General features: G+C 30.8%; 12 protein-coding genes. 10 read left to right on the top strand and 2 right to left on the bottom strand.

The features are described from left to right. Positions 1-160 precede the first annotated feature (160 nt). The 5 genes from B0A75_RS14915 to B0A75_RS14895 all read left to right on the top strand — a co-directional run bounded on the left by B0A75_RS14915 (position 161) and on the right by B0A75_RS14895 (position 5,829). Entirely contained in the window at positions 161-634 is a 474-nt protein-coding gene (locus tag B0A75_RS14915) for a DUF6036 family nucleotidyltransferase (RefSeq protein ID WP_089055082.1), read from the top strand. A 73-nt stretch (positions 635-707) separates the two neighbouring features. Next, entirely contained in the window at positions 708-1,991 is a 1,284-nt protein-coding gene (locus tag B0A75_RS14910) for a glycosyltransferase family 4 protein (RefSeq protein WP_089055081.1), read from the top strand. A 77-nt stretch (positions 1,992-2,068) separates the two neighbouring features. Continuing rightward, positions 2,069-3,538 (top strand): oligosaccharide flippase family protein, encoded by a 1,470-nt coding sequence (locus B0A75_RS14905; protein WP_089055080.1) that lies wholly within the window; start codon positions 2,069-2,071, stop codon positions 3,536-3,538. 91 nt (positions 3,539-3,629) lie between these two features. Next, the gene (locus B0A75_RS14900) at positions 3,630-5,282 is read left to right on the top strand and encodes a mechanosensitive ion channel family protein (protein WP_089055079.1); all 1,653 of its coding nucleotides are present in this window, start codon (positions 3,630-3,632) and stop codon (positions 5,280-5,282) included. A 247-nt stretch (positions 5,283-5,529) separates the two neighbouring features. Beyond that, positions 5,530-5,829 carry a hypothetical protein gene (locus B0A75_RS14895; protein ID WP_089055078.1) on the top strand — a complete coding sequence of 100 codons (300 nt, stop codon included), beginning with the start codon at positions 5,530-5,532 and terminating at the stop codon, positions 5,827-5,829. Positions 5,830-5,915: 86 nt separating this feature from the next. Here B0A75_RS14895 and uvrA read toward each other — a convergent pair whose 3' ends face one another. Next, on the bottom strand, positions 5,916-8,711 hold the full coding sequence (gene uvrA, locus B0A75_RS14890) for an excinuclease ABC subunit UvrA (protein ID WP_089055077.1): 2,796 nt from the start codon (positions 8,709-8,711) through the stop codon (positions 5,916-5,918). A gap of 188 nt (positions 8,712-8,899) precedes the next feature. On the opposite strand from uvrA, the gene B0A75_RS14885 reads away from it, so the two are divergent. The 4 genes from B0A75_RS14885 (at position 8,900) to B0A75_RS14875 (ending at position 12,476) form a co-directional block, all read left to right on the top strand. Beyond that, entirely contained in the window at positions 8,900-9,658 is a 759-nt protein-coding gene (locus tag B0A75_RS14885; protein ID WP_089055076.1) for a glycoside hydrolase family 16 protein, read from the top strand. Positions 9,659-9,978: 320 nt separating this feature from the next. Next, a complete protein-coding gene (locus tag B0A75_RS14880; RefSeq protein ID WP_089055075.1) occupies positions 9,979-10,563 on the top strand; it encodes an RNA polymerase sigma factor in 585 nt (194 codons plus the stop codon). 50 nt (positions 10,564-10,613) lie between these two features. Beyond that, positions 10,614-10,757: a hypothetical protein gene (locus tag B0A75_RS20530; RefSeq protein WP_164973677.1), complete on the top strand. Its 144-nt coding sequence runs from the start codon at positions 10,614-10,616 to the stop codon at positions 10,755-10,757. A gap of 654 nt (positions 10,758-11,411) precedes the next feature. Beyond that, complete coding sequence (locus B0A75_RS14875; protein ID WP_089055074.1) at positions 11,412-12,476, top strand: tetratricopeptide repeat protein; 1,065 nt, start codon at positions 11,412-11,414, stop codon at positions 12,474-12,476. A gap of 62 nt (positions 12,477-12,538) precedes the next feature. Here the strand turns inward: B0A75_RS14875 and B0A75_RS14870 are convergent, their stop codons facing one another. Next, positions 12,539-13,195 carry an endonuclease III domain-containing protein gene (locus tag B0A75_RS14870; protein ID WP_089055073.1) on the bottom strand — a complete coding sequence of 219 codons (657 nt, stop codon included), beginning with the start codon at positions 13,193-13,195 and terminating at the stop codon, positions 12,539-12,541. 110 nt (positions 13,196-13,305) lie between these two features. Between B0A75_RS14870 and bcp the strand changes: the two genes are divergently transcribed. Next, positions 13,306-13,758, top strand: coding sequence for a thioredoxin-dependent thiol peroxidase (gene bcp, locus B0A75_RS14865; RefSeq protein WP_089055072.1), 453 nt, complete (start codon positions 13,306-13,308; stop codon positions 13,756-13,758). Positions 13,759-13,819 lie beyond the last annotated feature (61 nt).

Below are 13,819 nucleotides of genomic sequence, written 5' to 3'. Positions count from 1 at the left end.
AAAAAAGTGTGTTAAGTTTTGGTACTCCAAAAGAGTTAGAAGCTAATAGGATAGCAGAAATTAGATCCCTTTCTTACTTGCAAAGATTAGAGAGATTGATGGTTCTTATCGAAGTGTCTTACACTTTGAGAACAGCCAAAGTAATTCAATCTAAAAAACGATGAATGAGCAAATAATCGCTATCTGGAATAGTTTTTTTGAAAACAAAGTTAAATATATAACTATTGGAGGATTTGCTGTAAACATTTATGGCTATAACAGAAGTACTGGTGATATTGATATTTATTTAGAAGATACTATTGAAAATCGAATTAATTTAAGAAAAGCTCTAAAGTCAATTAACTTAGGAGATTTTGAAACTATTGAAACGATGCAGTTTATTCCTGGCTGGACTGATTTTAGTTTAAATTACGGTTTGAGATTAGATATTATGACCGCTGTAAAAGGATTAGAAGATAAAACTTTTTCTTCATTATTAAATGATGCTACAATTGTAATGATAGGAGAAACTCCAGTTTATTTTATTGATTACGATAGTTTAATAATTGCTAAAAAAGCATCAAATAGACCTAAAGATCTTATAGATATTGAAGAGTTAGGAAAAACAAACAATGATATAGACGATTTAGAGTAAAAATCTCTTAAAATGATTGTTATGTCTTAATAACGCCTAAATATTTACACTTTTAAACAATAAACAATTTTCCTTGGAACAAAAGAAGCTCTTAATTATCACGTACTATTTTCCACCAGCAGGAGGACCGGGAGTACAACGTTGGTTGAAATTTGTAAAGTATCTTCCAGAATTTGATGTTCAACCTATTGTTTATGTTCCAGAGAATCCAACTTATCCAATTGTAGATGAAGGTTTGGTAAGTGAAATATCTGACAAAGTAATTGTACTAAAAAATAAAATTTGGGAGCCTTATCAATTGGCTTCTATTTTTTCGAAAAATAAAACGAAGAAGATAAGCTCGGGAATTTTTCCGCATAAAAAAAAGCAGACATTTTTAGACAAGACTTTTCTTTGGGTTCGTGGTAATCTTTTTATTCCAGACGCGCGTGTTTTTTGGGTAAAACCTTCGGTTTCTTATCTTGAAAAATATATTAAAGAAAATAATATTGATACGATCGTAACTTCTGGACCGCCACATAGTTTGCATTTAATTGGTTTAGAATTAAAAGAAAAGCTAAATGTAAAATGGTTTGCAGATTTTCGTGATCCTTGGACAACAATTGGCTATCACAAATCACTTCGTTTGTCAAATTATGCAGCAAAAAAGCATAAAAATTTAGAACATAAAGTTCTTAATACGGCTGACACTATTATTGTAACGAGTAAAACTACAAAAACAGAATTTCAGGTTATTACCAATAAACCAATAGCAGTAATTACAAATGGTTATGATCTCGAAAAAGTAGAGAAAGAACCACTCGACACGAAGTTTACTCTTGCGCACATTGGTTCATTTTTATCAGAGAGAAACCCAAAGTTTTTATGGGAATGTCTTGTTGAACTGGTTCAGGAAATTCCGGATTTTAAAAACCATTTAGAAATTAAATTAATTGGTGCCGTAAGTCAGGAAGTTTTAGATTCTATCGAAGAATTTAAACTGAATGATTATTTAAATCTTTTAGGATATGTTTCGCATAACGAAGCAATCGCGCATCAAAAAAAGTCACAGGTTTTACTTTTAATCGAAATAAATTCAGAGGATACTAAAAGTATTATACCAGGAAAATTGTTTGAATACATGGTCTCAAATCGACCAATAATTGCGATTGGTCCGCAAGGTTCTGATTTTGCCGATATTATTACAGAAACTAATACAGGAGTATTTTTTGATTATTCTGAAAAAGTGAAACTAAAAAGTGTAATTTTGAACTTTTATAATCAATTTTTGGAAGGAAAATTACAATCTTATGGTGTTGGTTTACAGCAATATTCAAGAAAAAACCTTACCAAACAATTAGCACAGTTAATTAGTTAAAACAACAATTTCAAAATTAAAAGAGAGCAGAAAATCAAAAATCTAAACTCTACAATCTAAACTCTGCAATCAAAAAAATGGGTATTGTCTTAAATCAGTCTTTCAAAAATACTATTATTACCTATATAGGTTTCGGAATTGGAGCCATTAATACACTTTATTTATATCCTGTTTTTTTAGGAGCAACCTTTTATGGTTTAACTAATTATGTGACATCTTGCGCAAATGTTATCATGCCTTTGTTTGCGATTGGAATGCAAAATACATTAGTAAAATTTTATTCGCAGTATAAAACCGAAGAGGAAAAATCTCGTTTTTTATCTTTTACTGTTTTATTTCCCCTTTTGTTAATAATACCAATTTTACTGATTGGCCTTGTTTTTTATGACGAGATTTTATTCTTCGTGTCAAAAAAGAATGCAATCGTAAAAAGTTATATCTGGTTAATACCATTTATAGGATTATGTATGGCGTATTTTGAAATTTTTTATGCTTGGCTGCGAGTAAATATGCATTCCGTTTTTGGAAACTTTGTAAAAGAAGTTGGATTGCGATTATTTTCATTATTCCTATTAATAGGCGTTTATTATGATTGGCTTAGCGTAGAAGGTTTTGTGTACGCAACAGCAGGTTTGTATTTTTTGGCATTCTTGATAACTATGCTATATGCATTCAGCATTCAGAAACCAACTTTTCAGTTTACAATACCAGCAAATACAAGAGAAATATTAATATATACCTTTTATATTATTTTATCAGGAAGCGTTGCTAATTTGCTTTTAGATGGCGATAAGATGATGCTAAACCAATATATGCAGATTGAGAATATTGCGTTCTATTCTGTGGCGACTTACATTGCTTTGGTAATTTCTGTACCAAGTCGTGCGATGCATCAAATCGTTTATCCGATAACGGCAAAATTAATGCATGAAAATAAGTATGATGAATTGAATATACTTTATAAAAAGACTTCTATCAATTTACAAATGGTAGGTGGATTTGTAATGCTGTGTATTTTTGTCAACATCAATCAGCTTTATGAATTGGTGCCTAAAGAATACAGCGGCGGAATTTCGGTTGTATTTATGATTGGTTTATCAAAATATTTTGACCTGATTTTAGGAAACAATAATGCTATTATTTTTAATACAAAATACTACCGAATGGTTTTGTATCTTGGTTTAATGTTAGTTGTTCTTACTGTCATTTTAAACATGATTTTTATTCCAATTTTCGGAATATTCGGTTCGGCTTTTGCAACTTTACTATCAATTACTCTATACAGTTTAGCAAAACTTCTTTTTGTGGTAAAGAAACTTCATTTGTACCCTTTTACAAAAGAGACAATTTCATCAATGGTATTAACTTTTGTGTTGTTTCTATTATTTTATTTCTGGGAGTTTCCATTTTATCAATTGATTAGTATTGCTTTGAAATCGATTTTGGTAACCATTTTATATGTGTATCTGAATTATAAATTTAATATTTCGCCAGATATTAATAAAGTAATCGATACCATTTTAAGAAAAATCGGAATTAAAATTTAATACGATTTTATTGCGAAACAGTAAAGTAATTTAAATTTGAATCTATTTTGTTTTTATATTTGTTAGAAAGGACCAATTACAGCTAACATTTATGAAAAAGAAATTACTTTGTTTTTTAGCGATTTTCATTGTTTTATTTTCATCTCTAGCTTTTGCTCAAAAAGATAGTCTAGATGTATCAAAAAAAGCTGCTGTTGAACTAAAACAAGCAAAATTTCCAGTAAATCCTTTTAAGGATACTTTATTCTTTGTTTATAACAAAGTGGGTTCTTTTTCTGCCGAAAACAGGGCGAAAGCGATTACCGAAAAAATTAGAAAACTTTATGAGGATTCACTTTTTGATTCAGATTCACTTGTAATTATTCCTTCAGATATTTCTCAAGACATAGTTTATAAAGATGATTTTATTATTATGTCAATTCTTGACGTCGATGCAAAAGCTGAAAACCAAACCCAAGAATTTATTGCAAAACGCAATTTGTCTTTAATAAAGAAAGCAGTAATTTATCAAAATGAAAATTATTCGATGCTGCCAAAAAGACTTGGGTATACAGCCTTATTGATTTTGATTATAGGCAGTATATTATATTTTGTTGGTAAACTTTTTAACCGAGTAAAACTCTATATTCTAAAAAACAGCGACAAGTATTTTAAAGGCTTTAATTACAATAATATTAAAATTTTATCGCCTCAAAAGCAACAGGCGCTCGGAATGCAGTTGTATAGTTTTGTAAAAGGTATTATTCTTGTTTTAATAGTTTATCTTTCACTTCCGCTGTTGTTTAGCATTTTTCCTGCTACAGAAGCTTACACGACAACGTTGCTGCGTTGGATTCTTACGCCTGCAAAATCAGCCGTTATGGGGTTTGTTGATTTTCTGCCAAGTTTAGTCACCATTATAGTTATTGTTGTTATTTTTAGATATACCATAAAAGTGATTAAGTTCTTTTTTGAAGAAATTAAAAAAGAGAATATTAAAATTGACGGTTTCTACAACGATTGGGCAATGCCTACATTTAATATTGTTAGATTTCTATTGCTTGCCTTTATGGTAGTTATTATTTTTCCGTATTTGCCTGGTTCAGAATCGCCAATTTTTAAAGGAGTATCTGTATTTGTCGGGGTTTTATTTTCATTAGGTTCTTCAAACGCAATTGCGAATATGGTTGCAGGTTTAGTAATTACGTATATGCGTCCGTTTAAAATAGGTGATTTTATAAAAATAGGAGATGTAAGCGGTGAAGTAATCGAGAAAACAGCTTTAGTTACCAGAATTAGAACGCCTAAATTTGAAGATATAACAATCCCAAATTCAACAGTTTTATCAAGTACTTCAACCAATTATTCATCAAATACAAAACAGGTTAATAATGGATTATTAATCCATACAACAGTTACCATTGGATATGATGTTCCGTGGAAAGATATCCATAAGGCTTTGATAGATGCTGCACTAAAAACACAAATGATCGAACAGACACCGCCGCCTTTTGTTTTACAGACCAGTTTAGACGACTTTTATGTATCGTATCAAATAAACGTTTATACAAAACAACCTACAAAACAGCCTTTAATTTATTCTTCATTGCATCAAAATATTCAAGATTCTTTTAATGAAGCTGGAATCGAAATTATGTCGCCGCATTATAGTGCTTTAAGAGACGGTAACATGACCACTATACCAGAAAATTATTTAAAAAATGATTATAAACCTTCATCATTTAACATTAGAAATAAAGATTAAGTTATTGTTAATGTATTGATATACTGTTTTAAAGAATCAATTTTAACAGTTGTTTATTTTGTAGTTTTAATTTTAAAATATAATTTTAGGTTAAATTTTTAACGTTCCATTTTATTGAAAAAAAACTAAATGGTTTAATAGAATATAAAAAGGTTCTGCTGATGTTTGTTTTTGAATGCAGTACTTAATTGGGAATTGTTGAGAATTTAGAAAATTTCGCATACAGACTAAACCAAAATGAAGGATTATGAAAAACAATCAGCTCAGTCCGGAACAAAGTGTACAGGTGTTTTCGAATATGATTTCAAACAAAGTTCATAACGGATTTGTATTAGAAGAGAGAAATGATGAATTACTTTTCGCAGTTCTTTCAAAGGGCGGAAAAGCAGTTAACCACGGTTTGAATTTTATTATTTTTTGTTTAACCCTCGGATTATGGTCATTTGCATGGCTGTATCTTACAATCGAGGCCTCAAAACAAAAAAAAGTACTAGTTGCCATCGATGAAGATGGTTTTCCTTTTGAAGAAAAATGTTTACTGGCGTAAACGTTCCTAATTTTAAAATAACAAAGCCATAAATTAGTATCATAAGCTGATACAATTTATGGCTTCTTTTTTTGAAGTATAGAAAACTACAGTTTATCTTTCAAATAAATTCCTGTAACAGATTCTTTTACTTTAACAATTTCTTCGGGAGTTCCTACGGCCAATAAGTGACCACCGTTTTCTCCGCCTTCAGGTCCCAAATCGATAATCCAGTCTGCACATTTTATTAAATCAAGATTATGTTCAATCACAATTATTGAATGTCCTTTTTCTATCAAAGCATCAAATGATGCCAGAAGCTTTTTAATATCATGAAAATGAAGTCCCGTTGTTGGTTCATCAAAAACAAATAGAGCTTTATCTTTTGTAGCTCCTTTTACTAAAAATGAGGCCAATTTGATACGCTGTGCTTCACCACCGGAAAGAGTAGAGGATGATTGACCTAATTGCACATATCCTAAACCAACATCTTGTAAAGGCTGTAATTTTTGCGTGATTTTTGTCTGTTTATTTTTTTCGAAAAAAGCAATAGCATCATCGATCGTCATAGTCAGAATATCGTTGATGTTTTTATCGTCAAAATTAATCTCTAAGATTTCTTTTTTGAATCGTTTTCCTCCGCAGGTTTCACAAGGCAGAGAAACATCAGCCATAAATACCATTTCAACATTTATAGAGCCTTCTCCTTTGCAAGTTTCACAACGTCCGCCGTCAACATTAAAAGAGAAATGTTTCGCCTGATAACCTCTTATTTTTGATAATTTTTCTTTAGCATATAAATCACGAATATCGTCATAAGCCTTTATGTAAGTCACAGGATTTGATCTAGAGCTTCTTCCAATCGGGTTTTGATCTACATATTCAATGTGTTTTATTTGCGAGAAAGAGCCTTTAATTTCACTAAACTGCCCTGCTTTTTCAGCAGCATTTTCCAGTTTTTTCTGCATTGCAGGAAATAGGATTTTCTTAATCAAAGTACTTTTTCCACTTCCTGAAACTCCTGTAACCACAGTTAAAATATCTAAAGGAAAAGTAACATTAATATTTTTTAAGTTATTCTCTCTTGCACCAATAATATCAATATGGTTTTTGAATTTTCTTCTTCTTTGAGGAACTGAAATCTCTAAATCTCCATTTAAATACTTAGAAGTAAGCGAATCTGATTTTAGGATTTCTTCATAAGTTCCCTGAGCAACTAATTTCCCTCCAAAAGTTCCAGCTTCAGGACCAATATCAATAATCATATCAGCCGCTTTCATAATATCTTCATCGTGTTCTACCACAATTACAGTGTTGCCTAAATCACGAAGCGAAAGCAAAACCTTAATTAATCTTTCAGAATCTTTTGGGTGTAATCCAATACTAGGTTCATCTAGAATATACATAGAGCCAACCAAGCTGCTTCCTAATGAAGTGGCTAGATTAATACGCTGTGATTCTCCTCCCGAAAGTGTTGAAGAGTTTCGGTTTAAGGTAAGATAATCTAAACCAACTTCAGTTAAAAACGATAAACGATTATTGATTTCGACCATCAAACGTTTGGCAATTTGCTGCTCGTAAGTATTTAAGTCGATATTTTTGAAAAAAGTAACTAAATGCTTTATTGGTAAATCAACTAAATCTGAAACTGTTTTTTCGTTGATTTTTACATATGAAGCTTCTTCGCGAAGGCGTTTTCCGCGACAAGCGTGGCATTTCGTTTTTCCGCGGTAGCGCGACAGCATTACACGATTTTGTATCTTATAATTTTTCTCTTCAAGTTCTTTAAAAAAACTGTTTAGACCTTGAAAATATTGATTTCCTGTCCAAATTAAGTCTTTTTGATTATCAGAAAGTTCAAAATAAGGTTTGTGAATTGGGAAATCAAATTTATAGGCATGTTTTACTAATTCATCTTTGTACCAGCTCATACTTTCGCCTCGCCAAGGATAAATAGCACTTTCAAAAATAGACAGTGAAGTATTAGGAACAACCAAATCGGCATCAATGCCAATTATATTTCCATAACCCTCACAAACAGGACAGGCTCCATACGGGTTATTAAAGCTGAATAAGTGAACATTTGGTTCAAGAAAAGTAATACCGTCTAATTCGAAATTATTAGAATAAGAAAATCGTTTATCTGAACCCAATTCTTGCAGATAACAAATTCCTTTTCCTTCAAAAAAAGCAGTTTGAACAGCATCAGCAAGACGGTTGTAAAATTCTTCCTCTTCCTTTACAACAATACGATCAATAATTAATAAAATATCTTTGTTGTCTAATTGATGTAGGTTTTCTGTAGAAAATTCATCTAAACGCACCATTTCATTTTCGACCAGAATACGAGCAAAACCTTGTTGTAATAACACTTTAAGTTTATCTTCGAGCTGTCGTCCTTCTTCAAGATGAATAGGAGCAAGAAGGAGCCATTTACTATCGATTTCCAATGTTTTTACATCAGAGACCACATCAGAAACAGTATTTTTTTTAACCTCCTGACCAGAAATAGGAGAATAAGTGCGCCCGATTCTGGCAAACAAAAGTTTAATATAATCGTAGATTTCTGTTGAAGTTCCTACTGTAGAACGAGCATTTGTGGTATTCACTTTTTGCTCAATTGCAATTGCAGGCGCAATACCTTTAATGTATTCTACTTTAGGTTTGTCTAAACGCCCCAAAAACTGACGTGCGTATGAAGATAAACTTTCTACATAACGACGTTGTCCTTCGGCATATAAAGTATCAAATGCTAAACTTGATTTTCCTGATCCTGAAAGACCTGTAATTACAACAAGTTTATTTCGCGGAATAGCAACATCTACATTTTTTAAATTATGTACTTGTGCTCCTTTTATTATAATATTTTGTTTTGGGTCGAGTGTAGAAAGATCGATTTGCATAAAAAATGTCAATTTTTACAAAAGTAATCAATTTTGAATTGAGTTTAGTTAAGGATATTGTTCCAAATTTTAACAGAATCACATTGTTAGCTCCAATTTCTTATCTCAAAGTTTTTGATTAAAAAACGGTTAGTGTTTATAAAATATTCTATTTTAGAACTGTTTTAATAATTTCTAAAGTAATAGTTATGAATAAAATAGTCCTATTGATACTCATTTATAGTTTTTCGTACGCACAAGAAGCAAAAAGGAAATTAGTGTGGGAAGAAAACTTCAATAAGAAAGAGATAAATGAAAAGTTTTGGAATTTTGAACTTGGCGACGGCTGCCCGAATTCGTGTGGTTTTGGTAATAATGAAAGGCAGATTTATACCAAAATTAATCATGAAATAAAAGACGGCAATTTGGTAATCGAAGCCAGAAAAGAAGGAAATAAATATACTTCGACAAAAATTACAACTAAAGGTAAGAAAGAGTTTAAATACGGCAAGATAGAAGCAAGAGCAAAATTGCCCGTAGGACAAGGTATATGGCCTGCTTTCTGGATGCTTGGCGCTAATATTGACGAGGTGCAATGGCCAAAAAGCGGTGAAATTGATATTCTGGAATATGTGGGCAAAGATCCTCACATGATTTACACGACACTTCATACACAAGACAGTCACGGGAATACAATCAACACTAAAAGAACTGAAGTTTTAAATATTGAAGAAGGTTATCATGTGTATGCTATTGAGTGGGATAAAGATAAAATTGAATTTTTTGTAGACAAAACTTTAGTATATACCTTTAATCCTTCTATAAAAAACGAAGATACCTGGCCTTTTGATAAGCCATTTTATATTATTTTGAATTTGGCAGTTGGAGGAAATTTTGGAGGACCAGAAGTAGACGATGCCATTTTTCCGCAAAAGTTTTATATAGATTACGTAAGAGTATATCAATAAAAAAACTGACCGCGAAATTTATAAATAATGCAGATTTGAATAGTATAAATGTTTAAATGTAAGTTATTTACGCTTGTTTTTGAAAAGCGTTGTACTTACTAAAATTTCCATTTTTTTTAATGATTTAAAACAAAACAGAACGATGTGTTAAAAAACTTAACGGTTAAATGTTAATTATTATTGCATTTGTTTGCTTTTTAAAATAATAATTTGTTAAATTTGGTCACAATATTAACATTATAAAAAAGATACGCCTATACAATAAAATTACTTTTTAGAGAATTTACTCCAAAATTATAGAACCTAAAAAAGTAAGTATTATGGCTGATCTGCATATTCCAGACGCTCTATTAGTGAAAAATTATGTCGAAGGCAACGAAGGTGCTCTTGCGACATTGATAAAAAGACACGAATCTAAGATATATGGTTTTATATATTCGAAGATTGCTGATAGAGATATTTCAAACGATATTTTTCAAGACACATTTATTAAAGTTATCAAAACTTTAAAAAGCAATTCATATAATGAAGAAGGTAAGTTTTTGCCTTGGGTTATGCGTATATCACACAACTTAATTGTGGATCATTTTCGTAAAACCAAAAAAATGCCAATGTATAGAGAAACCGAAGAATTTTCGATTTTCTCAATCATGTCTGATGATTCGCTAAACATCGAAAACAAAATGATTTTAGATCAGGTTGAAGTAGATTTAAAAAGATTAATCGAAGAGCTGCCAGACGATCAAAAAGAAGTTTTGGTAATGAGAATGTATCAGGATATGAGTTTTAAAGAAATCTCGGAGTTAACAGATGTGAGTATTAATACTGCATTAGGAAGAATGCGTTATGCATTGATGAATTTGAGAAAAATTATCGATAAACATCAAATTATTTTGACCAACTAATACTATTTTGAATATAAGCTCGTTATACTAGTATAAAACATTTTATTGGTATGGCGAAAATTTACTCAAAAAAAGCAGCAGCTGCTAAAGATTTAAAACCTAAAAAAGAAGTAGTTTCTTTTTTGTTGAATTATTCACAAGCTTTAACTGTTGTGAAAATTGAAAATAAAAGTTTTGAAATTATAGCAAATTAAACAGCCCGCTTGCCCAGTCGGATGTTTATTTCGAAAGAAAACCAAATGGTCGTTTTGGTTGAAAGCTCACTATTTGTATTTAAATACAGATAGTGAGTTTTTTATTTTATTAAACTCCCTGGTAATTGATCTCATCAGTCTGATGAATTTAAATTTTAAATGGCAAAAAAAGTAACCTTAGTCTTTTTTGCTTCACAAACAATATCAGATTTTTTGTATAGTTTTATTCTGTATTGTTAAATTTTCATATTTTAATCAGGTTTTCTTTATTTGTTCGAGATTTAATTTTAGTTTAGTTAAAAAGTATTATTTATTTCATTTATATTATTAAAACATGAAGTTTTTATTATTAAAGTGTAGAAGCTCGTTTTTAGATATAAATGTTAATATTTAAGAAAAAACGTTTAACCCAAATCACCGATAATCTATGGAAAAAAATTACGCTTCATTGTTTTGTTTGTTGTAAGTCAGATAGATAATAGAAGAGATCATTATTGGTTTCTACTATTTTTTTGATGGAAAAAGAGTTTTTTGTTTTTTAATATGCGTACCAGAGTATATTAAATAAAAGTTTTGGCGTCTTTTTTTTTGATGCTTATTCTTTTTATAAACAGCCATTAAGTCTATTTAACAACCAACCAAAACTAACCAAAAATGAAAAAAAAACTAATCCTGTTATCAACTTTACTATTGGTAACAATTGGAGCATTTGCTCAAAAAGATAAAATTAAAGAAGCGCAGTCCTTGTATGAGAAAGGAAAAAGTCAAGAAGCTTTAACAATTTTGAATAAAACAGAATATCTTATACTCAATGCTTCTGATGAGGATAAATCTGATTATTACTTTTTAAAAGGAAATGTATTAAAAGATTTAGCTGGAAAAAACATTGATGCGGCCAGTAATTTTACATTGGCATCACAAGCTTATCAAGATGTATTTTTATACGAAAATGAATCAGGTAAATTTAAATTTACTGTTAAAGCAAATTTGGCGCTAAAAGAGATGAAATCTAATTTGGTTAATGGAGCAATGACAGATTTTAATGCGGGTAAATTTAAAGAAAGCGCAGAGAAAAGTTATAAAGTTTATTTGTTTGATAAAAAAGATACACTGAACTTATTTAATGCCGCATCTTCATCTGTAAATGCCAGAGATTTTGATTCAGCGATACGATATTATGAGCAGCTCAAAAAAATCAATTTTTCAGGAAAAGGAGTTTTGTACTATGCAACAAACAAGAAAACAAAAGAAGAAGATATGTTTGTTTCGCCAAAAGCCCGAGAAGCTGCTATTCAGCAAGGAGTTTACGAAAAGCCAAGAACAGAATCGGTTCCTTCAAAAAAGATTGAGATTAATAATAATCTAGCTTATTCTTATCTAGAAAAGAAAGAGTATGCTAAAGCAGAAATGATTTATAATTATGTTCTGGAGTTGAATCCAAATTATATTGATGCTTATATAAATTTAGCGTACTTAAAATTGCAGCAGAAAAAAGATTTAGCCGATGAAATTTCATCTTTAGGAACAACGCCGGCAGAAATGAAGAAATATGATAAATTGAGTGCAGTAAAAGATGATGTAACCCGCAGTGCGATTCCGTATTTGAAGAAAGTACTTGCCATTGAACCAAAAAATTCAGAAGCTACAAAAACACTTTTGGGAGTTTACAGATCACTTGATATGACAAAAGAATATAATGCCTTAAAAGGTGGTATGTAAATTTTAATGATTAAAGAATAAAGATAAAAAAGGCACAAAGGTTTTAAACTTTGTGCCTTTTTCTATTTCGTCACTTTTGTCATTTCTTCAATAATAGATTTTTTTCCAACTGTTCTTGTGATAATATCTTTCTCTAAACTCCAGCCTCGTGCAGGTGAGTATTCGCGTCCATACCAAATAATCTGCAGGTGTAGATCATTCCATATTTCTTTAGGAAACAATCGTTTAGCATCTTTTTCAGTTTGCGTAACATTTTTTCCATTCGAAAGATTCCACCTGTACATCAATCTATGTATATGAGTATCTACAGGAAAAGCAGGAACTCCAAAAGCTTGAGACATTACAACACTTGCTGTTTTATGACCAACAGCTGGTAGTTCCTCTAATGCTTCAAAACTTTGCGGCACTTCGCCATTGTGTTTTTCAATTAAAATTTCAGACAAACCATGAATTCCTTTAGATTTCATTGGAGATAAACCGCATGGTCGAATAATTTCTTTAATTTCTTCTACAGACATTTTCACCATATCATATGGATTGTCAGCTTTTGCAAACAAAAGAGGAGTAATTTGATTAACGCGAACATCGGTACATTGTGCTGAAAGTAACACAGCAATTAGCAGTGTATAAGGATCTTTATGATCAAGCGGTACAGGTATGGTAGGGTAGAGTTCTTTTAAAGTGTTTATAACAAATTGCACGCGAGCTTCTTTATTCATTTCCTTATTTTTAAAGACGTAAAAATAATGAATTATAAGTTATGAGTTAAGACTTGTGATTATCTTTGTTTAATCAATAATCTGAAATCTAAAATTTTAAATAAAAAGATATGACAACACTAAGAGCCGGCGACAATGCACCAAATTTTTCAGGAATAGATCAAGACGGAAAATCACATAAACTAGCAGATTATGCTGGAAAAAAATTAGTAGTTTTCTTTTATCCAAAAGCGAGCACACCTGGTTGCACGGCTGAAGCTTGTGATTTGAGAGATAATTTTGAACGTTTTAAAGCGAATAATTATGAGCTTTTGGGTGTGAGTGCTGATAGTCAGAAAGCGCAATTGAAATTTAAAGATAAATACGAATTTCCTTTTCCGTTATTAGCAGATGAAGACAAATCAGTAATCAATGCATTTGGAGTTTGGGGACCAAAAAAGTTCATGGGAAGAGAATATGACGGAATTCACAGAACAACCTTCGTAATTAATGAAAGGGGAATTATTGAAGAAGTGATAGAAAAAGTAAAAACAAAAGAACACGCTGCACAGATATTGAAGTAGTTTTTGTTTCAAGTTTTATGTTCTTTCGAGCAGAAGAAAAATTTACCGCAAAGCACGCTAA

Source organism: Flavobacterium oncorhynchi (assembly GCF_002217355.1).
GTDB classification, from domain to species: Bacteria; Bacteroidota; Bacteroidia; order Flavobacteriales; family Flavobacteriaceae; genus Flavobacterium; species Flavobacterium oncorhynchi.
Note: the sequence above shows the minus strand (reverse complement) of the source record. Positions and strands in the feature narration are given on the sequence as shown.